Annotated in this window: 25 protein-coding genes; 14 read left to right on the top strand and 11 right to left on the bottom strand. The window is 69.7% G+C overall.

Features of this window, described 5'->3' with window-relative positions; genetic code table 11:
• Positions 1-196: 196 nt before the first annotated feature.
• The 3 genes from ACZ7OO_RS17865 to ACZ7OO_RS17855 all read left to right on the top strand — a co-directional run bounded on the left by ACZ7OO_RS17865 (position 197) and on the right by ACZ7OO_RS17855 (position 2,293).
• A complete protein-coding gene (locus tag ACZ7OO_RS17865) occupies positions 197-697 on the top strand; it encodes a hypothetical protein (RefSeq protein WP_471505690.1) in 501 nt (166 codons plus the stop codon).
• Entirely contained in the window at positions 682-1,290 is a 609-nt protein-coding gene (locus tag ACZ7OO_RS17860) for a hypothetical protein (RefSeq protein WP_471505688.1), read from the top strand. Before ACZ7OO_RS17865 ends, ACZ7OO_RS17860 begins: the two co-directional genes overlap by 16 nt.
• Positions 1,291-1,390: 100 nt before the next feature.
• Positions 1,391-2,293 (top strand): TauD/TfdA family dioxygenase, encoded by a 903-nt coding sequence (locus ACZ7OO_RS17855; RefSeq protein WP_471505686.1) that lies wholly within the window; start codon positions 1,391-1,393, stop codon positions 2,291-2,293.
• A gap of 139 nt (positions 2,294-2,432) precedes the next feature.
• Here the strand turns inward: ACZ7OO_RS17855 and ACZ7OO_RS17850 are convergent, their stop codons facing one another.
• Entirely contained in the window at positions 2,433-3,206 is a 774-nt protein-coding gene (locus ACZ7OO_RS17850) for a glycosyltransferase family 2 protein (protein WP_471505684.1), read from the bottom strand.
• A 66-nt stretch (positions 3,207-3,272) separates the two neighbouring features.
• On the opposite strand from ACZ7OO_RS17850, the gene ACZ7OO_RS17845 reads away from it, so the two are divergent.
• Genes ACZ7OO_RS17845 through ACZ7OO_RS17835 form a run of 3 tightly spaced genes read left to right on the top strand, consistent with a single transcriptional unit; the run spans position 3,273 to position 7,056 of the window.
• Positions 3,273-4,517 carry a nucleotide sugar dehydrogenase gene (locus tag ACZ7OO_RS17845; protein ID WP_471505682.1) on the top strand — a complete coding sequence of 415 codons (1,245 nt, stop codon included), beginning with the start codon at positions 3,273-3,275 and terminating at the stop codon, positions 4,515-4,517.
• A 44-nt stretch (positions 4,518-4,561) separates the two neighbouring features.
• Positions 4,562-5,965 (top strand): hypothetical protein, encoded by a 1,404-nt coding sequence (locus ACZ7OO_RS17840; protein ID WP_471505680.1) that lies wholly within the window; start codon positions 4,562-4,564, stop codon positions 5,963-5,965.
• The gene (locus tag ACZ7OO_RS17835) at positions 5,947-7,056 is read left to right on the top strand and encodes a glycosyltransferase family 4 protein (protein WP_471505678.1); all 1,110 of its coding nucleotides are present in this window, start codon (positions 5,947-5,949) and stop codon (positions 7,054-7,056) included. Before ACZ7OO_RS17840 ends, ACZ7OO_RS17835 begins: the two co-directional genes overlap by 19 nt.
• A 362-nt stretch (positions 7,057-7,418) precedes the next feature.
• Here the strand turns inward: ACZ7OO_RS17835 and ACZ7OO_RS17830 are convergent, their stop codons facing one another.
• Together ACZ7OO_RS17830 and ACZ7OO_RS17825 are read right to left on the bottom strand one after the other, a co-directional pair.
• Positions 7,419-7,670 carry a hypothetical protein gene (locus tag ACZ7OO_RS17830; protein WP_471505676.1) on the bottom strand — a complete coding sequence of 84 codons (252 nt, stop codon included), beginning with the start codon at positions 7,668-7,670 and terminating at the stop codon, positions 7,419-7,421.
• 188 nt (positions 7,671-7,858) lie between these two features.
• Positions 7,859-8,260: a helix-turn-helix transcriptional regulator gene (locus tag ACZ7OO_RS17825; RefSeq protein WP_352220256.1), complete on the bottom strand. Its 402-nt coding sequence runs from the start codon at positions 8,258-8,260 to the stop codon at positions 7,859-7,861.
• Positions 8,261-8,489: 229 nt separating this feature from the next.
• Here ACZ7OO_RS17825 and ACZ7OO_RS17820 point away from each other — a divergent pair, with 229 nt between their 5' ends.
• The 6 genes from ACZ7OO_RS17820 to ACZ7OO_RS17795 all read left to right on the top strand — a co-directional run bounded on the left by ACZ7OO_RS17820 (position 8,490) and on the right by ACZ7OO_RS17795 (position 14,282).
• A complete protein-coding gene (locus ACZ7OO_RS17820) occupies positions 8,490-8,705 on the top strand; it encodes a hypothetical protein (RefSeq protein WP_207921928.1) in 216 nt (71 codons plus the stop codon).
• A gap of 69 nt (positions 8,706-8,774) precedes the next feature.
• Complete coding sequence (locus tag ACZ7OO_RS17815; protein ID WP_471505674.1) at positions 8,775-8,993, top strand: hypothetical protein; 219 nt, start codon at positions 8,775-8,777, stop codon at positions 8,991-8,993.
• 89 nt (positions 8,994-9,082) lie between these two features.
• Positions 9,083-11,041 carry a zinc metalloprotease gene (locus ACZ7OO_RS17810; RefSeq protein ID WP_471505672.1) on the top strand — a complete coding sequence of 653 codons (1,959 nt, stop codon included), beginning with the start codon at positions 9,083-9,085 and terminating at the stop codon, positions 11,039-11,041.
• Between the two features lie 114 nt (positions 11,042-11,155).
• Positions 11,156-11,830, top strand: coding sequence for a hypothetical protein (locus tag ACZ7OO_RS17805; RefSeq protein WP_471505670.1), 675 nt, complete (start codon positions 11,156-11,158; stop codon positions 11,828-11,830).
• A 216-nt stretch (positions 11,831-12,046) separates the two neighbouring features.
• Complete coding sequence (locus ACZ7OO_RS17800) at positions 12,047-13,225, top strand: 4-hydroxybenzoate 3-monooxygenase (protein WP_471505668.1); 1,179 nt, start codon at positions 12,047-12,049, stop codon at positions 13,223-13,225.
• A gap of 196 nt (positions 13,226-13,421) precedes the next feature.
• On the top strand, positions 13,422-14,282 hold the full coding sequence (locus ACZ7OO_RS17795) for a Bax inhibitor-1/YccA family protein (RefSeq protein ID WP_471505666.1): 861 nt from the start codon (positions 13,422-13,424) through the stop codon (positions 14,280-14,282).
• A 67-nt stretch (positions 14,283-14,349) separates the two neighbouring features.
• Here ACZ7OO_RS17795 and ACZ7OO_RS17790 read toward each other — a convergent pair whose 3' ends face one another.
• A complete protein-coding gene (locus ACZ7OO_RS17790; RefSeq protein ID WP_352220251.1) occupies positions 14,350-14,580 on the bottom strand; it encodes a DUF4287 domain-containing protein in 231 nt (76 codons plus the stop codon).
• Between the two features lie 119 nt (positions 14,581-14,699).
• Here ACZ7OO_RS17790 and ACZ7OO_RS17785 point away from each other — a divergent pair, with 119 nt between their 5' ends.
• The gene (locus tag ACZ7OO_RS17785; protein ID WP_471505664.1) at positions 14,700-15,011 is read left to right on the top strand and encodes a hypothetical protein; all 312 of its coding nucleotides are present in this window, start codon (positions 14,700-14,702) and stop codon (positions 15,009-15,011) included.
• Positions 15,012-15,183: 172 nt separating this feature from the next.
• Here ACZ7OO_RS17785 and ACZ7OO_RS17780 read toward each other — a convergent pair whose 3' ends face one another.
• From ACZ7OO_RS17780 to ACZ7OO_RS17770, 3 genes are all read right to left on the bottom strand, one after another.
• Complete coding sequence (locus ACZ7OO_RS17780) at positions 15,184-15,978, bottom strand: hypothetical protein (RefSeq protein WP_471505662.1); 795 nt, start codon at positions 15,976-15,978, stop codon at positions 15,184-15,186.
• Positions 15,979-16,272: 294 nt separating this feature from the next.
• Positions 16,273-17,493: an acetyl-CoA C-acetyltransferase gene (locus ACZ7OO_RS17775; protein ID WP_352220248.1), complete on the bottom strand. Its 1,221-nt coding sequence runs from the start codon at positions 17,491-17,493 to the stop codon at positions 16,273-16,275.
• 331 nt (positions 17,494-17,824) lie between these two features.
• Positions 17,825-18,880: an SGNH/GDSL hydrolase family protein gene (locus ACZ7OO_RS17770; RefSeq protein WP_471505659.1), complete on the bottom strand. Its 1,056-nt coding sequence runs from the start codon at positions 18,878-18,880 to the stop codon at positions 17,825-17,827.
• A 149-nt stretch (positions 18,881-19,029) separates the two neighbouring features.
• Here ACZ7OO_RS17770 and ACZ7OO_RS17765 point away from each other — a divergent pair, with 149 nt between their 5' ends.
• Positions 19,030-20,421, top strand: coding sequence for a cystathionine beta-synthase (locus ACZ7OO_RS17765; RefSeq protein ID WP_471505657.1), 1,392 nt, complete (start codon positions 19,030-19,032; stop codon positions 20,419-20,421).
• A gap of 466 nt (positions 20,422-20,887) precedes the next feature.
• Here the strand turns inward: ACZ7OO_RS17765 and ACZ7OO_RS17760 are convergent, their stop codons facing one another.
• From ACZ7OO_RS17760 to ACZ7OO_RS17745, 4 genes are all read right to left on the bottom strand, one after another.
• Complete coding sequence (locus ACZ7OO_RS17760) at positions 20,888-21,298, bottom strand: hypothetical protein (protein ID WP_471505655.1); 411 nt, start codon at positions 21,296-21,298, stop codon at positions 20,888-20,890.
• A 72-nt stretch (positions 21,299-21,370) separates the two neighbouring features.
• A complete protein-coding gene (locus ACZ7OO_RS17755) occupies positions 21,371-22,066 on the bottom strand; it encodes a carbonic anhydrase (RefSeq protein ID WP_471505653.1) in 696 nt (231 codons plus the stop codon).
• A gap of 147 nt (positions 22,067-22,213) precedes the next feature.
• Positions 22,214-23,143 (bottom strand): ABC transporter substrate-binding protein, encoded by a 930-nt coding sequence (locus ACZ7OO_RS17750; protein ID WP_471505651.1) that lies wholly within the window; start codon positions 23,141-23,143, stop codon positions 22,214-22,216.
• A 17-nt stretch (positions 23,144-23,160) separates the two neighbouring features.
• Positions 23,161-23,823, bottom strand: a complete 663-nt coding sequence (locus ACZ7OO_RS17745) for an ABC transporter permease (RefSeq protein ID WP_471505649.1) — start codon at positions 23,821-23,823, stop codon at positions 23,161-23,163.
• Position 23,824: the final 1 nt, after the last annotated feature.

Here is a 23,824-nt window from a genome sequence, read left to right as displayed (position 1 = left end):
CGGGGAGGATCCGGCCCCGGCCGCAGGCCCTCATCCCGAAGCGAGCCCTCATGACGAAGCCGCTCCTCCTCGCTGCGCTTGCTCTCGCCGGCGTTGTTCTCGTGCACACAGCACGGCCCGCTCACGGCCCGGCCCCCATGGCACGCCTGCAGGCAGAGGAGAACCGGCGCTTCGCCGAGTTTTGCAGGAGGCAGGCATGAGACTGCGGCCCGTCTCGGCCGACGAGCTTGAGCCGTGGGTGCTGCCATGGAGGGCGTCGGAGCCGCGGTTCCGCCCAACCACCGACGCCAGGCTGAGCGCCTTACGCCGCACCGTTTTCGAGGACGCCTTGGCTGCCATCAAGCCCGGCCGCCCCATCAAGGTGACCACGTACGTCCTCGCCGACCGCGGAGTGGACGCCGAGGCCCTTCACGACCGCCTCGCGGAACACGCGCGCGATCGTGGGTGGATCGTCCACCGCGAGCGGTACACCGACCAACCCTCCACACTCGGCCTGCCCGATGCCCGGCCGCAGTTCAACCTCGCGTGCCGTCACGCCGCATCCGGCTTCGTCGACGGCGTTCTCGCGACCAGCCGGGGCGCCATGCCCAGCACTGACGAGGCGTACGAGTCGTACCTGCACTGGCTGCACCGCCACCACGCCTTCATCGCATTCCTGCAGCCGACCATCGGGGGAACAACGTGGACAGAGCGATAACGCCGTACGTGACGCCGTGGACGGGCGAGAGCACGCTGCCCGCCACCGTGGTGGTCACCGCCTCCGGTGTGGAGTACGCCGACCCTGTGCAGGACGCCCTCGCGCGGGACCTGGACGGCGCGCTGTGGGCGTTGTGCGGCGGTACGGCGACCGGCCGACCGGAGTACGCAGCCGAACTCCACCCCGAGCGGCAGCGGACCGCGATGGATGATCTCCTCTGTGCGGGCTGCAGCAAGCCGGCCGCCCGTGACGAGCGCGGAATGCTGTGGCTCCTTCCGCTCCTCGACGACGTCGCGGCAGCGAGCTGGGAAGGGGTGCGGTCTGCGATCCCGCCCATGTGCGAGGCCTGCGCGGAGGCGACACCGCGCCTGTGTCCCGTGCTGCGCGCTGGACACGTGAAGCTCCGCGTCCTGGAGGCCGAGCCGATCGGCGTGCGCGGGACGCTCTATCCCCGCCTCGGCGAGCTGGGCGAACCCGACCCGGACGCCCTGGTCCTCTACGACTCCCCCGACCTGCCGTTCGTCGTCGCCCGTCAGGCGGTGCGCGAGCTGCGCCGTACCACCGTGGTCGCCTTCGCGGCGGCCATCCCCTGATCGCCTGTCTGGTAGCCCGGATGACCTCCGGCGATCCAGTACCGGCTGGTCGCGCCGTTCGAACGACACAACGAAAACCCCAAGAGACAGGGAGCTCCGCATGTTCATCGAAATCCCGAGCGAACTCGAAGCCGCTCTGATCGACCTTCCTCTCCCGACGTGGAAACTGGACGGCTCGTTCCTGGCGACGTCCACCATGGAGCAGTACCGGACCGAGCTGTCGGCCACCCCTCGGTTCGAGGAGACCGTCGCGACGCTGCGCCACGCGCTGACCGGGGAGAGCGGCGGATACGCCGTGCTGCGACTAAGGAACCTCGCCAAGGCGCTGGGGATCGACGACGACCGGTTCCTGCGGCTGGTGACGGCCTTCGCCGCCGAGGTGGCGGTCCCCTTCTCGCCCTTCCCGCGGTGGCCCCTGTGGAAGGACATCGGGGTCAAGGTCGACAAGGACCCCGGCAAGTCCAGCGGCATCGGGTACAACGCGTTCCACATGGACCTGGTGAACGCAACCCGGCCCCCGGAGTACACCTCGCTCCTGTGCGTTCGTCCCGACTCGCTCGGCGGCGGCCTCAGCATCCTCTCCGACGCCCACGCGGCGGTGGCGCGGCTGTCGGGGGACAGCCGTGCCCTGCTGTCCGAGTCGGCCTACCACTATGGGACCTTCTTCGACCTGTTCGGCGTGGGCGAGGAGTACAAGCCGTTTCCGATCCTGGACGGCTCCGACCCGGGCGAGGGGTTCGTCCGGTTCACCGCCAAGATGCTGGAGAGGTCCGAGCTCGGCCAGGCGTACGCCGACGCCGCCAGGGAGCTCGCCGAGGAACTCGTCCTGGGCCAGGTCTCCTTGATGCTCCAGGCCGGGGATTACCTCATCGTGAATCAGCGCCGCTTCCTGCACGGTCGGGAGGCGCTCCACAGCGGTCAGGAGACCGTCCCGGTCTCCGAGCGGCGGCTGCTCCTCCAGTTGTTCCTGCGGGCGAGGGCCGGCGATGGCTCGGCCGCGTAGCTGGCCGGCAGCACCGGTGACTCACCGAGTCCCGCCCCCGGGTCCAGCCCCCGAGCACGTGGCATGGCCACGGGGCGGGGCTCGGTCGGGCACCCCCGGAAACGGTCGCGCACCGGACTCCCCGGGCCCGTGCACGGATCTAGATACGCGAGTTGCGCAGCGACTGCCAGACAGCGCCGGCCAGCGCCCGCGTCGCCCGGGGGACCGACAGATGCTCGTGCTCCCGGTACAGGGCCCAGTTGTATTGCACGAGCGACAGCTTGTTGGAGGACAGCGATCCCGCCTGGTGGGCCCTGTACACCGCAAGCGGCTCATCCAGGCCCCGGGCGTCAGCACCGTCCCGCATGATCGACAGCCAGAGGGCGTAGTCCTGGCGCTTGCGCATCTCCGGCATCAGCCTCGTGCCCAGGACAGTGCGGTCGTACATGGCGGTGAGAGCGCCGATGTGGTCTCGGACCAGCATCGCGCGGTAGTCCACGTGCTCCCGCGCATGGACCACCCGCCCGTTCGGGACCCAGTCGGTGCTCTCGCCGTCGTAGTCGGCGTCCATCTTGAAGTACGAGGTGAACGTCAGCGGCGCATCACCTTTCGCGGCGAAGGCGAGCTGCTTCTCGGTCTTCTCCGGAAGCCACATGTCGTCGCTGTCGAGGAAGGCGATGTAGTCCCCGCGGGCCCGCTGGATCGCGAGGTTGCGGGCCCGGCCCGCACCGCCCCGTTCGGGTGCCGACTCCGGCAGAACGCGCTCGTCCTGCTCGGCGAACTCGCGGAGCAGGTCTATGGAGCCATCGGAGGACTGGTCGTCGGTGACCAGCAGCTCCAGGTCGGTGTGGGTCTGCGTGAGCACCGATCGGACGGCTGCGCCGAGGGTGGTTGCCGAGTTGTACACGGGCATCACGACGGACACCAGGGGCACAGCGCTTCTCCTTGCCAGACCAGGAACGACGGTCCATTCAAGCACCGCAATCGAGTAGGAGCTGTCATGCAGATTGTTGTCGCTGGTCAGGGCTATGTGGGGCTTCCACTGGCCGTACGCGCCGCAGAGGTGGGTCATCGTGTCGTCGGCTATGACGTGGACACGTACCGCGTCCAGCAGCTCGCCGCCGGCCAGTCCTACGTGAGGGATGTGGATTCCTCGCGGCTGCGCGCAGTGCTGGACTCCGGGGCCTACTCCGCGACCGCCGACGCTGCCGCGCTGGTCGGCTTCGACATCGCGGTGATCACCGTGCCGACCCCGCTGCGGGATGGCGTGCCCGACCTGACCTACATCGAGTCCTGCGCCCGGACGCTGGGCGGGCAGCTTCGCCCGGGTGCGACGGTGGTCCTGGAGTCCACGTCCTATCCCGGCACCACCGAGGAACTGCTGCTGCCGATTCTGGAGAAGGCGTCGGGCCTCAAGGGCGGGGTGGACTTCCTGGCCGGATTCAGTCCCGAGCGGATTGGAAACAAGCGGTGGTCGTTCGACGGGACGCCGAAGTTGGTGTCCGGAATCGACGCCAAATCACTCGATGTGATCAAGGGGTTCTACGACGGCATTTTTCAGACCACGGTAGCGGTGTCCGGGACGAAGGTCGCCGAGCTGGCCAAGCTGATCGAGAACACCTTCCGGTTCGTCAATATCTCCATGGTCAACGAGATGGCGATGCTGGCCGCTTCCCTCGGCGTGAACATCTGGGAGGCGATCGACGCCGCCGCGACCAAGCCGTTCGGATTCACGCGGTTCACCCCGGGGCCGGGGGTCGGCGGGCACTGCTTGCCTGTTGACCCGATGTTCCTCTCGTGGAAGGCCCAGCAGGAGCTTGGCGTCCCTTTCCGGTTCGCGGAACTCGCCGCCGACGTGAACCGGCACATGCCCGACTACGTCGTCCGGCGTCTCGTGGAAGCACTCGATAAGCGCGGCATGCCCGTCAGGGGGTCTCGGGTTCTGCTGCTCGGCCTGACCTACAAGTACAACGCCACCGACCTTCGCAATTCCCCTTCGGCACGTGTCGCCGAACTTCTCACCGGCCTCGGCGCCGAGGTTCGCGGCGCCGAACCCAACATCCCGGACGACGCCAAGCTGAACGTGCCCAGGGTCGATGCGACCCCGGACGAGGTAGCCGCCGCTGACGCAGTGGTTCTTCTCATGGACCATCCGCGATTCGACCTCCCGATGATCGAGAAATGCGCGGCCTATGTTCTCGACTGCCGAAACCGCCTTTCCGGGCCGAACGTCGAGACTCTTTAGCTTCTCGCCCCGGCCCCGCCGATCCTCCATCCCTGGGAGTTGTCTTGCGCGACGAATGGGAACACGCCCACACGGACTACACCGTGCCCGCGCAGCGTCGCATTCCTGCCTCGCTGGCCGAAAGCGAGAGTGACTGGCGCCAATACCTGGAATGCTCAACCCCCAACGGCTGGCTGATACGGCACAACGCCATGACCGAAGCGCTCGTCAGCGGACAGCCGATGTACCTGCTGCACACCACCAAGGACATCGACGCCATCCGCGCCAGCCGGGAGTTGCACGTCTCCACCGGATGCCTGGTCGGGGCCCTGTACTGCTCGCCTCTCGCCAGTCAGCGCGAGGGGCTGCGCCCACACAACCTCGGTGCCTACCTGATGCGGACGAAGCCCTCCACCACGCCCATGGTCTTCGAGGTCACCCCGGATGCCCCGATCCGGCCCAAGGGCGTGGACTACCTGCATCTCGGCGCGATCCACTTGCGTACCTACCTGCGCTACCAGAGCTTCCTCACCCCGGCCGAGAACGACCAGCTCGACCGTGTTGTGCTGGCCGGGCTGCGCGCCGCGGCCGTGTTCCTCGACAGTGCCCTGCGCAACGCCGCCGGCCATGCCACTCCGGCACCCGAGTTCATCGACCAGTTGTCGGACGCCGTGGCCCACGTGCCGTTCCTCGGTTACCTGTACTTCGAGGTTCTGTCCGAATACCTGATGCTTCACTCCGCTACTCCGGAGACCAAGACCTACGCCCAGGCGGGAGAGCTGAACAACTGGCTCTACAAACGACTCGCCTTCGCCGCCGTGGACGGCATGGACCAGTTGTTCGACCTGGCCCGTTTCAATCCGCGCCATCACCGGCTCATCCAGATCATCGAAGGCATGGAACCGGCTCTCGGGCCGGGAGTCGCCGAGTACGTCCGGCGACGGCTGTCCCACCTGTTCGCCCGGACCGCGCTGCACCCATCTCAGGACGCGGCATCGGTCACCTTCCAAGGCGCCGATCTCAGCACGCTCCGGAAAGCCGCACCTGGACTGATCGGTCAGTTGATCTTCCGCGAGATCCGGTACATGCCGCGCTACCGGCAGTTGTACCACTGCTTCGAGAAAGCCAAGGCGCTGGAGGTATGGGACTACTGGAACAGTGAGGGAATCCCCACCCCCTTCAACGGAATCCTCCCCAAGGGAGAGATAGGGGTAAATCCCGTCTACCCCCGATCGACAGTCCGGGTATGGACAGCAGAACAGGACAGCAAGGGTTACTTACATCCGGCCGAGGAGGTCACGGCCGTCTTCACGCCGCACCTGGCGTCGTGGTGGGCGCCTCCCCGCCAGCGCGAGATGCAGAACACCACCGATGAATCACGAATCGAGTCGGCTTTGGAAGCCCTATCTCCGGTCCCCACCCAACGGTCATCCATGAATGGAGTTTCCGCATGGCCGCAAAACTCCTGAACATCCTGACCGGCATCAACCGCACTGCCGAGCCTTCGTCCGGGAGCATGATCCTCGTCAACGATCTGTACGGCGCGATGCCTCACGTCCACACGACCTTCCTGGGTAGGGAACCGGTCGATCAGGATTGGAAGGCTGCGTTCGAGCAGCTGATCACCCTCTCCACGACGAAACGCCCCCACGGCCCGGACTTCGACGATTACGTTGACGAGTTGACGCGTGAGGTCGGTGCGCTCATCGAGAAGATCCAGCCGAATGCCATTCACGCCCAGTACCTCGGGTTCGCTCTCAGCCTGGCCTTCGCCCGCACCGCCGGAAACATCCCGATCATCGCCATCGCCCACGGCCCCGACGTGATGGCTGCCGAGCACAGCGCATCGGAACGCGAGGCCATGAATGAAGTCGCTGCCGCAAGCGCCGCGATCGTTGCCCCGACCTCCGCCCTCGCCGACCGCATCGACCGGCTCACCGGACGCCGATTCACCGATCGGCTCACCGTCATCCCGTGGGGCATCCCGTTGAGCGATGCCCGGGTACGCGATCAACCGCCTACCGAAGCCGGACCCCTGTCTCTGGTGCACGCCGGGCGTCTGGACGACAACAAATCCACGATCACCGCCGTCGAAGCCCTCGCTATAACCGATCAACCGCACCATTTGACCGTGATCGGCGAAGGAAACCTGCGGGAGCATCTGGAACAGCGAGCAATCGAACTCGGGCTGCAGGACCGGGTTCATTTCGATCCGTTCCTGCCCCGCACCGAACTGTGGCGCCGCCTGCCGGCATTCGACGCCTTCGTCTTCACGACCAAGGGTCTGGAGGCTTTCGGGCTCGTCCTCATTGAGGCCCAGGCCCACGGACTTCCGGTTGTCTACTCCGATCTTCCCGGTGCAAGGGAAATTCTCGGGAGCAATGGCGTTCCCTACACTCCTGGCGACCCGAGCTCGCTGGCCGTGGCCCTAGACGAGATGGGCCGGGACTTCCACCGGCGCAAGACCCTGACCAAGGCGGCTCTCCATAACGCGCGCCGATACGACATCACTACCACCGGCCGCCAGCTTCGCGAACTGACGCTCCGCGTCACCTCCTAACCCCGACGTTTCTAGACCGGCCTGGCGGCCAGACGTGCCGTCAGCCCACCTGCGTCATGCGGCCCATTCCCGCGTGCTGTTGCAGTCATGCGCGTCGTTCTGACGGGTTCTTGCGCCCGTTCTCCTCCCACGGTCGGGGGCTCGGCACCGGTGCGCCAGGCCGTGCGCCAGATGGCGCACCATCCCGGTGTGAGCCGGTCTACGACGGGTTGAGACGGACCAAGGCGGGACCGATCGTGAGGGATTTCGGCAGGTCAGGCCGCTGACCTGCGGCGACGCGTCAACCCGGAAGGGGTTCAAGTCCGGTTCCGGGCACTTCCGCGCGCTCTCGGGGGCGGCGGCTCGTCCCCCGGAGTGTCGGCTCATCCCTCGTAGACGGTCAGGACCGCGCCGTCGACCTCGATGCGACGGCCCGCCCGCGTGCCGTTGCGGCGCAGCGCGTGCAGGCACTCCTCGAAGAGGGTGAGTTCGCCGGCGTCCAGGATGGCGGCGGCCAGGTCCAGGAGTTCGGTGACCGAGGCGTCGGTGAGGACCTCGGGCAGTTCCCCGGACAACAGGACGACGGACTCGCCGTCGGGTCCCCGGACCACGGCCGTCGCCGGTCCGCCGTGCACGAACAACACATCTCCCCCTGAGAGCCCGTGGTCGTGCGGCTCTCGCGTCCCGGGCAGGACGAGAGACTAGCCCTGGATCTTGGTGCTTTCGGGCGGAGTTGGATTCTTTTTCCGACTTGGCGGAAGACCGTCCGGGAACGTTCGAGGAGCGGTCCGCCGACGGACCGGAGGTGGCCGGGAGGCGGTCGTCACTCCTTGGCGGGCCTGGAGGAACGGTCCAGCAGGGACTCGACCAGGGCGGTGACATGGCGGCGGTCGTCCGCCGACAGCTTCTGGACACTCGCGATGAGCAGCGCGACCTCCGGGTCGGCGGCGCCGCCGTTCGCACCGGCGTCCGCGTCCGGCGAGGTGTCGTACACATGGATCCCGCACGCCTCGGCGGCGGCCCTGCGCACCCGCTCCAGCGGGAGCTCCAGCCCCTTGGCCAGGCCCTCCAGGGTGGTCGACTGGGGCATGCGGACCACCCGCTCGGTGGTGGCCAGGTGGTGGACGGTGGAGCGGGGGATACCGCCGCGCCGCGCCACGTCACCGTAGGACCAGCCCTTGCGGTCGAGGTGCTCACGGATCAACTGCTGCAGTGCGTTGGCCACTGACCGTCACTTCCTGCTCGCCGCCTGCGGAGTCCGCCATGTCGCGCCGATTCTACGGTCGCCACCGCGATCGGCCGAGAGGGTGATTTCTCGAACGGGTTGCGCAGGGGGTCCCCCAGGCCCTAGTGTCCAATCTCGTTGGACAGCTCGTCCGACAAGATTGGACAGAGTTCGGGGGGAACCTGACTCGGTCCGATCGGAAATGTCTATCCCTGAGGGGGAAAAGATCATGATGGACGCCCATGAGCTCGAGGCCGAGTCCGCGGAGCTGCTGCCGGGCCGCGAGGCCCTGGGCCGGCTGAAGTTCGGCTTCGGCAAGACGGTCAACGTCACCAAGCACGTCGCGAACATCTCCGCCCACAACGAGTCCGCCGCGCTGAACGACCACTCCTCGTGGTCGGTGGCCGACTCCGGCGCCGCCCAGACCATCAGCGTCACCCAGTAACACCGCCCCGGCGCACGGCGTCGGTGCCGACCTCAACCTCACCGCACACGAAACGAAAGGACATCCGTCATGAGCATGGACATGAACGAGCTGGAGAACGAGTCCGCCGAGCTGCTGCCGGGCCGTGAGGCCCTGGGCCGGCTGAAGTTCAGCTTCGGCAGGACCGTCAACGTCACCAAGCACATCGCCAACATCGACGCGTCCAACCAGTCCGCCGCCCTGAACGACCACTCGGCGTGGTCGTCCGCCACCTCGCAGGCCGCGCAGACGATCAGCGTCACCCAGTAGTCCCCGGGAGCGCCACCGCCCTCGCCCCGGCGGTGGCGCTCTTGGCGATCGGGGGGGAGCTGCATGCGGGATCCGGGGGGAGACCACATATGACGGTGCTCGGAGACGGGACCGCCGCACTGTACGACACGGGCCCGGTGCCCGGACCCGGCGGCTGGCCGGTCACCTACGAGCAGGTCGCTACGGGCAACCTGCCGGTGGTCGACCCGCCGTCGCCGGTCCCGAGGCTGAGCGCGGGACTGCGGCTGCACGGCGAGTACCAGGGATCGGGATTCACCGAGCCCAAGTACATCGCCCGTCGGGGGGACGGGCAGGTCGTGCAGCTGTCCAGGCTGCTGTACCTGGTGGCGTCGTCGGTCGACGGCGTCCGCGATGCCGAGGCCATCGCCCACCGGGTCAGCGCCCGCTTCGGCCGTGAGGTCAGCGGGGAGAACATCCGCTACCTCGTCGAGAAGAAGCTCGAACCGCTGGGAGTGACGGTCCCGGAGGGCCAGGAGGACGACGAGGTCGACGCCCCGCGCTCCGACCTGCTGCTCGCCCTCAAGGGCCATCGGGTGATCTTCGACGAGCGGCGTACGGCGCGGATCGCCCGTTCGCTGGCCTGGCTGCACCGACCGGTGGTGGTGGCACTGGTGCTGGCCTCGGCCGTCGGCATGGACGTCTGGCTGTTCGGGTTCTTCGGGGCGATAGAACCCGTCCTGGAGGTGCTCGACCAGCCGGTCCTGATCCTCGTCGTCTTCGTGCTCACCGTGGCCTCCCTCGTCTTCCACGAGTTCGGCCACGCCTCCGCGTGCAGATACGGCGGAGCCCGCCCCGGCTGTATCGGGTGCGGGCTCTTCCTCATCTGGCCCTCGATGTACACCGACGTCACCGACGTCTACCGGATCGGCCGGGCCGGCCGGCTCCGCACCGACCTGGGCGGCGTCTACTTCAACGTCGTCTTCATGCTGGCCATGGCCGGCGCCTACTTCGCCACCGGGGCGCAGTTCTTCCTGGCCACGGTCTACCTCGGGCACTTCGAGATCCTGGAACAGCTGATGCCGGCCGTACGGCTGGACGGCTACTACATCCTCGGCGACCTGGCCGGGGTCCCGGACCTGTACGGCAAGATCAGGCCGATCCTGCTGGCCCTGGTACCGGGACCGAAGGGGGACAAGGCCCGCGAGGAGGTCGCCGGGCTGAAGAAGTCGGCGCGTGCCATCGTCGCCACCTGGGTGCTCACGATGGTCCCGCTGATCATCGGCGAACTCGGGTACGCGCTGTGGAACCTGCCGCGGATCCTCACCACCATGACCCGCTCCCTGACCGCGCAACTCCTCGGCACCGGCTCGGCGTTCGTGGACGGGAAGATCGTCGAGGGGCTGGTCGGGACCATCGGCTGTGTGATGCTGCTGTGCCCGATGGCCGGTGTCGTCTATCTGTCCGTGAAGATCGGCGGGCGCATCTTCCGGGCCGCGAAACGCACCACCGCGGGCCGGCCGGGGCTGAGGCTCGCGGTCTGCGCCCTCGCCCTCGCCGGGCTCACCGGTCTCAGTTACGCCTGGGTCTCCGGGGTGACCCCGAAGCCGCTGCCCAAGCAGCCGCCGATCGCGCCGATCCTCCAGCCGGGGGTGCCGACCGAGGAACCGCCGGCACGGCAGGCCACGACCCCGGACCGTCAGACGGGTTCCGGCAGCCCGTCGGACCCGGCGGCCGGGCTGCCGGCCGCCTCGGCCGGGGCGAGCGCCGGGCCCTCGGCCACGGCGCCCTCGCACCGGGCGTCGGCTGCGGCGTCGCCGTCCGCCTCGGTGCCCGGCGGTCCCGGCGACGGCGTCACCAGGTCGCCGGTGCCGTCCAGCGGGGGAACGGTCGCCGATCCGGTGCCCTCGCCCTCGGGCGGGACCGGCACCACGGAGCCCGAGCCGTCGCCCTCGCCGTCGGAGAGCGTCCCGGCGTCCCCGACGCCCAGCCCGCCCCCCGCCGCCGGTGAGCGACTCGCCCAGCCCGGCCCCGGCCACGTCCTGACGAGCGGGCACCACGTCCTGACGCGCGGCACCGTACGGCCGTAAGCCGCACGGGCACCACCGCGCATGCCGTGCGCAGCACGGGAACCACCGCGCATGCCGTGCGCCGCACGGCCACCTGAACACCTACCGCAGAAGCACAGGAGCACTGGAGCATCCATGAGCAGTCACCGAAAACCACGCGCCACCTCAGGTCCGCTCACCCGGCGGGCCGTCCGGATCGGCCTCTTCGCCGCCGGGGTCGCCGGCGCGGCCACCGCGGTGCCCGCACAGGCGGCCACCGCCGCGCCGCACGCCGCGGTCGCCTCCGACCATGTCTTCAGCCACGCCGACCGCGGGCACCACACCCAGGTCAGTGACTCGTTCATGGTCCGCCAGTTCGGCAAGGTGAACGCCGCCGCCGTACGCAACCAGGCCAACGCCGTCTCGGCCGGCTGCTCGGCGGACGACCACTGCCGGTCGGTCGCGCTGTCCTTCCAGATCGTCACGGTCGCCGGGGAGCACACGCGGCTGAACGCCGGGAACCTCAGCGACGCCGCCAACAAGGAGTGCACGGGCTGCCAGACCCTGGCCGGCGCCTACCAGTTCGTGGTCTCCACGCCGAACCCGCTGCTCCTCGACGCCACCGCGCGGGGCAGGCTCGCGGACATCCACCGGCGGCTCGACGAGCTGACCCGCTCCACGCTGCCCGCCGCCGACCTGCGCACCCAGGCCGACGGGCTCGCCGCCGAGGTCACCACCGTCCTGCACGACGCGGTCGCGAACGCCCCGAAGGGTGACCCGCGGACCGACGTCACCCTGCACCGCCACCTGGACGGCTGGCCGGGCCGCTGACCCCCGCCCCGCCGCTCCGCACACCGGCCGCCCGGCCCACAACCGCCTCCGCGGGCCGGGCGGCCGGCCCGTGTGCGCCGGCGGACCTGGGCCGCGTCCATTGACATGAAGTACGTCCGGACGGAAACTCGGGAAACAAGTGAAGGAAGTTTCACTACACGAACAACATAGTCTCCGAACCGGGCAACGACGCCCCGTCCACGGAAGGAACGACCGATGCGTACCACCGTCGGCATCATCGGAGCCGGACCCGCCGGGCTCCTCCTCGCCCGGCTCCTGCACAACGCCGGCATCGACTCGGTCGTCCTGGAGAGCCGCGACCGCTCCTACGTCGAACACCGCCAGCGCGCCGGGATCCTGGAGCAGGGCACGGTGGACGTGCTGCGCGCGGCCGGCGCCGGGGAGCGCATGGACCGCGAGGGCCTGCGCCACGACGGCATCGAGCTGCGGTTCGCGAAACAGCGCCACCGCGTCGACTTCCCCGGCCTCACCGGCGGGCGGTCCGTGACGGTCTACGCCCAGACCGAGGTCTGCAAGGACCTCATCGCCCTCCAGCTCAAGGAGGGCGGCCCGCTGCTCTTCGAGGCGGAGGCGCTGGCGGTGGAGGGCGCCGAGAGCGAGCGGCCGCGGGTGCGGTTCCGGCACGAGGGGCGGGAGGACGTGCTGGAGTGCACGTACGTCGTCGGCTGCGACGGCTTCTGGGGGGTGGCCCGCACCGCGTTCCCCGAGTCCCTCTCCCGGGTCTTCGAGCGCACGTACCCCTACGCCTGGCTGGGCATCCTCGCCGATGTCGCCCCCTCCCACGACGAACTGGTCTACGCCCGCCACGACCGCGGCTTCGCCCTCCTGTCGATGCGCTCCCTGTCCGTCTCCCGCCTCTACCTCCAGGTGCCGGCCGGCACCGACGCCGGGGAGTGGAGCGACGAGGCGATCTGGGACGAGCTGGAGCGGCGCTTGGAGACCGGCGACGACTGGCGCCTGGAGCGCGGGCCGATCACCCAGAAGTCGGTCACGCCCATGCGGTCGTACGTCCACGAGCCCATGCGGCACGGCCGGGTCTTCCTCGCCGGGGACGCCGCCCACATCGTGCCGCCGACCGGCGCCAAGGGGCTGAACCTCGCCGTCGGCGACGTCGTCACCCTCGCCCGCGCCCTCGCCCACGAGAAGGAGACCGGCTCGCCCGAACTCCTGGAGACCTACTCGGCGACCTGCCTGCGCCGCGTCTGGCAGGCCGAGCGGTTCTCGTACGACATGACGACCCTGCTCCACCGCGGCCCCGAGGACACCCCCTTCGACGCCCGGCTCCAGCTGGCCCGGCTCGGCCGGATCGCCTCCTGCCGGGCGGCCGAGACCGACCTGGCGGAGGCGTACACGGGCTTCCCCCTGGACGCCTGAGGGATCTCTGGCCGGTTCCGGTCGTGTAGCGGCTTGGTCATGGAATGAAGCCCTCCATGGCCGGGAATCAGGGGTCCGCGTAGCGTGTTGGCCAGCACGGCGAGGGAAAGATCCTCCTCAAGTAGCAGGGTCGTTCTTTTGCCAATCCATTACTCTTGATGCCAAGGCGCACGCAAGGTGGCCATGGAGGAGTGAAATGAGGAGCAGTAACCCGGTCTTCTCGCGACGGGGGTTCAGCCGCGACAACGGCTACGCGGGTTTCAACACCGCGCCGCAGGCCGGGTACGCACAGGGCAACCCGTACGCGCAGAACCCCTACGCGAACAACCCGTACGCCCAGCAGGACGTCCAGCAGGGCGCACCGCCGCAGGCCCCGGCCACCACCGGCCGGATGACCATGGACGACGTGGTCCTGCGCTCGGCGATGACGCTGGGCACGGTCGCGGTCGGCGCGGCCCTCGCCTGGGCCCTGCTGCCCATCTCCGCGACCAGCTACGGCCTGGCCTTCGGCTCCGCGATCGTGGCGATGGTCCTGGCGCTGATCCAGAGCTTCAAGCGCACCCCGGTGCCCGCGCTGATCCTGGGATACGCCGCCTTCGAGGGCGTCTTCCTCGGCGTGATCAGCGAGATGTACAACAGCCAGTGGAGCGGCGCCCCGTTCCAGGCGGTGCTCGGCACCATGGCGGTCACGGCCGCGACCCTGCTGGTCTACAAGGCCGGCTGGATCCGCGTCACCGCCCGCTACGCCCGCGTCGGCATGGCCATCGCCATCGCCTTCGTGCTGGTGATGGCGGTCAACCTGCTGCTGGTCGCGTTCGGCGTCGCCGGCAACGGCGGCCTGCGCAGCTTCGGTCCGCTCGGTGCGATCGTCGGCATCATCGCGATCCTGCTCGGCGCGTTCTTCCTGACCCTCGACTTCAAGCAGATCGAGGACGGCATCGCGTACGGCGCCCCGAAGAACGAGGCCTGGCTGGCCGCGTTCGGCCTCACCCTGACGCTGGTGTGGATCTACGTCGAGATGCTGCGCCTGGTGGCGATCTTCAGCAGTAACGACTAGCTACCGCAAGTGAGCTGAGAGAAGGGCCCCGGGGCACCCCCCGGGGCCCTTCGCCGTCTGTGCGCGCCTAGAGAAGTTTGCGCGCGGCCCTCCTCAGGTCGTACTCGTGGATCAACGCCTTCGCGTGGCCGTAAGCGAGGTTGTGTTCGTGGCGGAGCCAGCTGACCTTCTCCTCGAAACGGAAGAGGGCCGGGCCTTCGGCGACGGTACGCAGCCAGTCGGACACTTCACGACCGGTGCAGTGGGGGATTCGGGCGAGCATGTTGCGATGGGTCTCCTCGGAGAAGACTTGGGACATCGGCGCCTCCGGTGCGCAAAGGGGGGTTGTAGCCGGTCCTTCACGTCACCGTGCCTGAGTGTTGGCGTGTTGGCAACAGTCGGGACAGGACAGCCCACGTCAGGCGTTACGCTCACGGCGTGGTTGATACGACGCCTCTTATCCGTGCCGTGGAGCACTTCGCCGACAAGTTGAGGGCGGCGCCGCAGAGTCGGTTGCAGAGGGGGGCGGCCGCGGAGGCGCTGGCGCTGGCCAGGCAGTTGGCCAACTGGTCGCAAGCTGTTGAGGAGCCGGGCGGTGCGGCCCGTGAGATGCCGGACGCGGGGATGTTCGCGGTGGCCGACCAAATCACCGTGGCCGGCAACGACTTGGCGGTGGTGCTGGAGAGCGACGCCGAGGTGGGGGATGCGGTGCGGCTGGTGGAGGAGGCGCAGAAGAGGGCGGGGGTTTGAGGAACGCCGGCGGGTGCGGCACCGTCGTGGCCGTTCGCGCAGTTCCCCGCGCCCCCAAAGAGAAGGGGCACTGCAGCAAGCGCCCCTCCAGGGGCGCGGGGCTGTGTCAGTTCGCGGCTTCGCCGCGTGGGCGCGAGCAACCACCACGCAGCCGTACCCGACGAAGCGCCTGTCAAAGAGACGCTATGACCCGGTCCGCCAGGATGTACACGTTCTCTTCCCCGCACGCGAACGTCAGCGTGTACGCGCCCGAGATCCCCGACCCGCCCAGCAGATACGGCGTCTCGCCGGCGCTCAGGGCGGCAGCCAGCCGTTCCGCCGTCTCCCGGTGCCCCGGCGTCATGCACAGCGTCGTGCCGTCGGCGAAGACATAGACGTCCAGCGTGCCCAGCGGACCGGGGCGCACGTCGGAGAGTCCGACCTGGGACTCGGCCAGCTGCTCCAGCGTCGCGACGGTGCGCTCATGGTCGTTCACCATCGGCGACTGCACCGGGACGAAGTCCGGGTGGGACGGGTGACGACGGCGGGCCGCGGCCAGCTCCGGCGACTCGGTGGAGGCGCCCCCGGCGAAGTCGTCGGCGTCCGTCGCCGGCTCGGCGACCGGCTCCAGGCCCACGAAGTCGCTGTGCCGGGGCAGGAACGGCTCACCGTCCGCCAGGCCCAGCAGCGAAGGCGTGTCGGAGGCGTCACGCGCCTCCTGCGCGGCCCAGAAGGCCCGCGCCTCGGCCAGCTCCCGCTCCCGCTCCTCGGCCAGCGCCTCGGCCACGGCGGACCGTATCTGCTCGGCGTCCGCATGGCTGCGGGCGGCCGGCAGCAGCGCGCGCATCGCGGCGGCCTGGTTCTCGGCAAGCTGGGTGTGCAGCTCGGCGACCTGACGGCGCAGCTTCAGTACGGTGCGCAGGACAGCGACGCCCACGGCGCCCGTGGCGGCCGTGGTGAGCAGCAAGGCGATCGGCATGGCGCTCACTGACGTACTCCCGGTTCAAAGTCGACCCCCGACTTCCTACATCAGCTTGAAGGGTGGACTATCAACCTGTCAGTGCGTAACGTCACGAAACGGGCAGGACTTTGGCCCTTGGGTTTAGCTGGACGGCCGCGCTGACCTGCGGTGATACCCCCTCAGGGGGAGATAGGTCACATCCTGGGGGAGATTGGATCACAAATCGGCCCGGTGTTCGGAGTTTCCTCGAACACCGGGCCGTGGCGTCACGGTGCGTCCCGTGACGGTCACTCAGGGGTTGCTGCCGGGTGGTGCGGTGGCTCAGCTCAGGCGCTCGATGACCATCGCCATGCCCTGGCCGCCGCCGACGCACATCGTCTCCAGACCGAACTGCTTGTCGTGGAACTGGAGGGAGTTGATCAGCGTGCCGGTGATGCGGGCGCCGGTCATGCCGAAGGGGTGGCCGACGGCGATGGCGCCGCCGTTCACGTTCAGCTTCTCCAGCGGGATGTTCAGGTCGCGGTAGGAGGGGATCACCTGGGCGGCGAACGCCTCGTTGATCTCGACCAGGTCGATGTCGTCGATGGTCAGACCGGCGCGGCGCAGGGCCTGCTGCGAGGCCTCCACCGGGCCGAGGCCCATGATCTCGGGGGAGAGGCCGGTGACACCGGTCGAGACGATCCGGGCGAGCGGGGTGAGGCCAAGCTCGCGGGCCTTGGTGTCGGACATGATGACCACGGCCGCCGCGCCGTCGTTCAGCGGGCAGCAGTTGCCGGCCGTGACCAGGCCGTCGGGGCGGAAGACCGGCTTCAGGCCCGCCACGCCCTCCAGGGTGACGCCGGCGCGCGGACCGTCGTCCTTGCTGACGACCGTGCCGTCGGGGAGGGTCACCGGGGTGATCTCGCGCTCCCAGAAGCCGTTCTTGATGGCTTCCTCGGCGAGGTTCTGGGAGCGGACGCCGAACTCGTCCATCTCCTGGCGGGTGACGCCCTTCCAGCGGGCCAGGTTCTCTGCGGTCTGGCCCATCGCGATGTACGGGTCGGGGACCAGGCCGTCCTCGCGCGGGTCGTGCCAGGTGGAGCCGGTGGACACGGCGGTGGCGGCGGTACGGGCCTGGGCCTCGGCGAACACCGGGTTCGTGGTGTCCGGGAGACCGTCCGAGCTGCCCTTGGCGAACCGGGAGACCATCTCGACACCGGCCGAGATGAACACGTCGCCCTCGCCGGCCTTGATGGCGTGCAGCGCCATGCGGCTGGTCTGGAGGGACGAGGAGCAGTAACGGGTGATCGTGCAGCCGGGGAGGTGGTCCATGCCCATCTGCACGGCGACGATCCGGCCGAGGTTGTAACCCTGCTCGCCGCCGGGGAGACCGCAGCCGAGCATCAGGTCGTCGATGTCCTTGGGATCCAGCTCGGGGACCTTGGCGAGGGCGGCCTGGATGATCGTCGCGGTGAGGTCGTCGGGGCGCAGGTCCTTCAGGGAGCCCTTGACGGCACGGCCGATCGGGGAACGGGCGGTCGAGACGATGACGGCTTCGGGCATCTCACGGCTCCATTGGCATGCGGGGTTGGCAGGGGTGCTTGGGAAGTTACCCGTACGTATGTCATCGGTCACCGGTGCCGGAGTGTGACACTGACCGCACTTTCTAAGCGCTTGCTTTCTGGTTGCCCCGCCCGCGGCGGAGCGGGGCCCGACGGGAGGGGCATTGATCCTCTCGGGCGCGGAGGGTCGTGAATCCACCGCGGGCACGTCGTGGCAGGTCGCGCAGTTCCCCGCGCTTCTTTTCGGGGCGCTGCGCGTGCCGTGCGTGCTCGGCCTCGGCCCGCCGCACCGGACAGCTCACAGGCGCCCGGGCGTCTTCGGCCTCGTCCTTTCAGTCGCTTGTCGCCGCCCTCGACCTCGCCTCGTCGGAGACCGCGTCGGACGGGGCGGTGGGCTCGTCGACGGGATGGCGCCGCCGGCGTTTCAGCAGGGCCCATGGTCCGCGCGAGCCCGTCGGCATCGCCGCCGTGACCTCCGTGCCGGCCTCGGCCGCCGCCTCCGCTGCCGCGCGGGCGACCGGGAGGAAGCCCTCGCGACGGGTGACGTCGGGGCGCTCTTCCTCCGCCGGCCACAGGCCGAGGGCCGCGCAGACCGTGGGGAGTACCGCCATCGCCGCGGTGGCGTACCCCTCGGCGGAGGGGTGGTAGCTGTCGGGGCCGAACAGCTCGCGGGGGTTCGCGGCGAACTCGGGGCCCAGCAGGTCGCCCAGCGACACCGTGCGGCCGCCCTGCTCGATCGTGCCGATCGTCTGGGCGGCCGCGAGCTGGCGGGACGCGCGCCGGGCCAGCCAGCGCAACGGCTGTCGTACCGGCTCGATCGTGCCCAGGTCGGGACAGGTGCCGACGACCACCTCCGCACCCGCCGTGCGCAGCCGCCGTACCGCTGCCGAGAGGTGGCGTACCGAGCGCGTCGGCGGCATGCGGCGCGTGACGTCGTTCGCGCCGATCATGATCACGCAGACGTCGGGGACGGGCGAGGCCGAGCCCAGGACCAGGGCGACCTGGCGGTCCAGGTCGTCGGACTGGGCGCCGGGCAGGGCCACGTTCCTGAGCTCGACCGGGCGTTCGGCCACCGCCGCGAGGCCCGACGCCAGCAGCGCGCCCGGGGTCTGCGCGGCCCGGTGCACGCCCTGCCCCGCCGCCGTCGAGTCGCCGAGCATGGTCAGGCGCAGCGGGGGCTCATCGGTGCCGTACGCGTCGCCGTAGCGGCCGTCCGCCGTCGGCACCCGGCCGCCGCTGTTGCCGTTGCCCACCCGGATCCTGGCCATCCGCACCTCGGCCAGCACCAGGCCCACCGCGGCCGCGCCGACCAGCCCGATCCCGCCGCCGCCGTACGCTGCCCCGGCTGCGATACGCCGGGCCACCCGCGCCCTCGACATGCTCGTCATGCGTCGCCGCCACCTCCTCGTTGCCGTACATCCACTCCTTGCCCGGTACAGCCCGTCCGTCAATCTCAACGGGGAGTGAACCTCCGAAGCGGGCCTTAGGCTGGCCGCACCACTAGAACCACTTCTTTTGAAAGCAACCGGAGACAACGGTGCGATTCCACGACTCGATGATCAGCCTCGTCGGCAACACCCCGCTGCTGAGGCTCAACAGCGTCACCCAGGGCATTCAGGCCACCGTGCTCGCCAAGGTCGAGTACTTCAACCCGGGCGGCTCCGTGAAGGACCGCATCGCGCTGCGGATGATCGAGGCCGCGGAGAAGAGCGGGGAGCTCCGGCCGGGTGGCACGATCGTGGAGCCGACCAGCGGAAACACCGGGGTGGGGCTGGCGATCGTGGCCCAGCAGAAGGGGTACAAGTGCATCTTCGTGTGCCCCGACAAGGTCAGCACGGACAAGATCAACGTGCTGCGGGCGTACGGGGCCGAGGTGGTCGTCTGCCCCACCGCCGTCGATCCCGAGCACCCGGACTCGTACTACAACGTCTCCGACCGGCTCGTCCGGGAGACCCCCGGCGCCTGGAAGCCGGACCAGTACTCCAACCCGAACAACCCCCTTTCGCACTATCACTCGACCGGCCCCGAGCTGTGGGAGCAGACGGAAGGGAAGATCACCCATTTCGTGGCGGGCGTGGGGACCGGCGGCACCATCTCCGGTACCGGCCGCTATCTGAAGGACGTCAGCGACGGCCGCGTCCAGGTGATCGGCGCCGACCCCGAGGGCTCCGTGTACTCCGGCGGTTCCGGGCGGCCGTACCTCGTCGAGGGCGTCGGTGAGGACTTCTGGCCGACCGCCTACGATCGGACGGTCGCCGACGAGATCGTCGCCGTGTCCGACAAGGACTCCTTCCAGATGACCCGGCGGCTGGCCAAGGAGGAGGGCCTCCTCGTCGGCGGCTCCTGCGGGATGGCGGTCGTGGCCGCGCTGCGGGTGGCCGAGCGGCTCGGCCCGGACGACGTCGTCGTCGTACTGCTGCCGGACAGCGGCCGTGGCTACCTCAGCAAGATCTTCAACGACGAGTGGATGGCCGACTACGGTTTCCTGGAGGACGAGGGCACCAGCGCCCGCGTCGCCGACGTGCTCAGCGACAAGGCCGGCGGCTCCATCCCCTCCCTCGTCCACATGCACCCGGAGGAGACCGTCGGGCAGGCCATCGAGGTGCTGCGCGAGTACGGCGTCTCGCAGATGCCCGTCGTCAAGCCGGGCGCCGGGCACCCGGACGTGATGGCCGCCGAGGTCGTCGGCTCGGTCGTGGAGCGGGAGCTGCTCGACGCGCTGTTCAGCAAGCGTGCCTCCCTGGAGGACCCGCTGGAGAAGCACATGTGCGCGCCGCTGCCGCAGGTCGGCTCCGGCGAGCCGGTCGGCGACCTGATGAAGGTGCTGGGCGCGGCGGACGCGGCGATCGTCCTCGTCGAGGGCAAGCCGAAGGGCGTCGTCAGCCGGCAGGACCTGCTGGCCTTTCTCGCCAAGGGCGGCAAGCACTAGCGAACGTCCGGTGAACTGCCCGTGAGCTCGGGGAACTTACTGTTTCCTGTCCACGTGACGGACTTCGCGGAAGTGGTACGAGCGTGTCACGTCCACGCAGCACACACTTAACACGCGTCCGGCACATTGGTGGGTGTCGGCAGGGCGGGAGCGGCTCCCCGCCTCGGCCGGCACCGAACGTCCAAGGACCTCCGGAGCGGCTCCCGGACCTCCATGGACGCCCGGACGCGCAAGCTCGGCCCTGACCCGGCTCGCGTCCCTCGCGGGGACCGCCGTCGTCCCGCCCCCCGGTAACGGGGGTGCGGCGGTCCCCGCGCATTACTCTTCCCGGCGCGTCCGCCGGTCTCCGGTGGTCCTTCCCGGCTCGGCGAGCGCGGTCGGTCTGCTGACCTCCGAGCGGTGCGGCCGGTGTGCCGGGTGGGCGGGGCGCCGAACTGCTGCTTGACCTCGGCGCAGACCGGGCCGGTCAGTCCTCGCCCCGGTCGCGCCGACCGAACAGGCCGGGGTTGAGGCGGACGGCCTGGGCCACATTGACGCCGACGATGCCCGCCCAGGTGGCCACCAGCCCCGGCAGGTGTGCGATGCCGCCGCCGATCGCCGACAGTGGGATCGCCAGCACCAGCGACACGATCCCGAAGCCGAAGCGCTCGCCCCAGGAGTCGCTGCCCTTGGCGCCGCGCGCACCCCGGGCCATCTGCATCTGCTGCTCGGCCAGCGTCCTGCGCAGCCGGCGCTCCACCGCGCCGTCGATACGCTGGTCGATCTTCTCCAGGAAGGAGTCGGCCAGCTCCGACTCGTACTCGGGCCCCAGGTCCCTGCGGGCGTGCAGGGTGGCGTCGAGTTCCTTCTTCAGGTCGGTGTCATGCGCGTCCGTCATGGAGCCCACGGTAGGGAGCCGGGGCGCCCGCCGCACTGGGGTGAGCCCCCGCAATTCTCCGGGGGCCCGCCCTCAGGGCAGCAGCGCCACCAGCCCGCTGTCCAGGTCGAACCGCGCCGCGACCACCGACGCCCGCGCGAACGCGGGGTCCGCCCGGATCGCGTCCCGCACCCATGCCGTGTGCGCCCGCATGGTGTGCTCGGCCCAGTCGCCGGGCAGCGCCCTGGTGCGGCGGGCGGCCGGGGTGATCTCCTCGACGAGGAGCTCCAGGTGGCCGGGGACGGGCGCGCCGGTGCGCAGCCGGCCGAGGGTGGCGGCGACGGCCCCGCAGCGCTCGTGGCCGAGCACCACGACCAGCGGGACGCGCAGCTCCTCCACGCCGTACTGGATCGAACCGAGCACGGCCTCGTCCAGCACCTGCCCGGCCGTCCTTATGCACAGCAGGTCGCCGAGGCCCTGGTCGAAGACCAGCTCGGGGACGACCCGGGAGTCGATACAGCCGAGGACGACGGCGAACGGGTGCTGTCCGCCGGCCAGCAGCCTGCGGTGGCCGACGATGTCGTGCGGGCGGCGCGGCCGGCCGGCCGCGTACCGCCGGTTGCCGGCGAGGAGTTCGTCCAGCGCGGCGGTGGCGGTGGCGGGTGCGGGGGAGAGGGGGCGGCCGGTGTCGGCCGTCGCCGGGGTGGCGGCGACGGCCGGCGCGCCGACGGCGATGGCTGTGGCGGCGGTTGCGGTGGCGCTCAGAAAGGCCCTGCGGTTCGAGGCCATGACGCTTCCTCAGAGGTCACACGGTTCAGGCGTGGTGCTGTTGGCACTCCATCACCGTATGCATACGCCTGGTCACTCCTCGTGCCTGTTTGCGGACATTTGGTACTTCCGTCATCAGGTCATCGATCTTGCGATACGCCTTTGTGATCAGGTCAGCCCGTGCTGCTTGGCGTATGCGTTCGCCACGTCCTCCGGGTCCTTCTTGTCGTTGTCCACCTGGCTGTTGAGCTCGGTGAGCTGTTCGGTGGTGAGGAGGTTGCCGAGCCGGGCGAGGGCCTTGCGGACGGTGGAGTCGGCCTTGCGGTCGGCGATCAGCGGGACGATGTGCTGGCTGGGGATCAGGTTCTTCGGGTCGGTCAGCACCACCCAGTCGTTGGCCGCGATGTCGGTGTCGGTGGTGAAGAGGTTCGCCACGTCCACATCGCCCTTCTTCAGCGCGCCCTTGACCAGCGGCCCGTCCGAGTCCAGCGACTTGAACTCCTTGAACTGGACGCCGTACACGTCCTGCAGCCCGACCGCGCCCACCCGCCGCTTCTTCACCTCGGGCGCGGCGCCGATGACCAGTCTGCCGTTCTGCCTGGCCAGGTCGGCGAGGGAGGTCAGGCCGTACTTCTGGGCGGTCGCCCGGGTGACGACGAAGCAGTCGGAGTCGGCCGCCTGCCCGTACGGCAGCACCTGGAGGCCGCTGGGCAGGGCGATAGCCAGCGCGTTCTGCATGGTGCCCGGATCCGCCGAGTTGTCCTTCGGGGCCAGGTAGTTGAGCAGGGCGCCCTGGTACTCGGGCAGCAGGTCGATGTCGCCGGCCTTGAGCGCGGGGATCACGATCTCCCGGGTGCCGAGGTTCGGGCGGACCTTCACCTTCACGCCGGCGGCCTTGAGGGCTGCCGCGTAGAGGTAGCCGAGCACCTGGTTCTCGGTGAAGTTGGCGGTGCCGATGGTGATCCCGCCCTTGCTGGAGCCGCCGCCGGCGGCCGAACCGCTCTGCTCGTTCAGTGAGGTGATGCCGCTGGAGCAGGCGGAGAGGGTGGGGACGGAGGCCGCCGCGAGGAGGCCGCCGAGGAGCGTACGTCGGTTCATCGAGGGGGTCCCTGTCCCTAGGCAGTGCGGTGGCGGAAGAGGAAGCGCTGGAGACCGCTCAGCAGCAGGTCCAGGACGATGGCGACGACCGCGACCAGCACCGCGCCGCCGAGCACCTGGACGAGGTCACGCTGGGCGAGTCCGTCGAAGACGTAGCGGCCGAGGCCGCCGAAGGAGACGTATGCGGCGATGGTCGCGGTGGCCACGACCTGGATGAGCGCCAGCCGCAGGCCCGTCATGATCAGGGGGAGTGCGAGCGGCAACTCGACCTGGAACAGCACCTGGTGGCCGCGCAAGCCCTGGCCGCGGGCCGCGTCGCGGACGTCCGGGTCGACGGCCGTCATCCCGGCGTAGGTGTTGGTGACGATCGCCGGCACGGCGAGGGCGACCAGCGCCACGTAGACCGGCAGCATCGACAGACCGCCGGCCAGGAAGACCAGGACGACCAGGCCGACGGTGGGCAGCGCGCGGCCGAAGGACGCCAGGTTGATGGCGACGAACGCGCCCTTGCCGGTGTGGCCGATCAGCAGACCGAGGGGCAGGCCGATCGCGGCGGCGATCAGGGTCGCGAGGAGCGAGTACTGGAGGTGCTCGGCGAGCCGGTGGCCGATGCCGTCCGGGCCGGCCCACTGGGAACCGCTGGTCAGCCAGGTGCCGAGGTTCTTGAACAGCTCGTACATC

This window comes from Streptomyces sp. NPDC111744 (assembly GCF_055634995.1).
The sequence above is the reverse complement of the archived record's forward strand: the minus strand, read 5'-3'. Positions and strand labels throughout refer to the sequence as shown.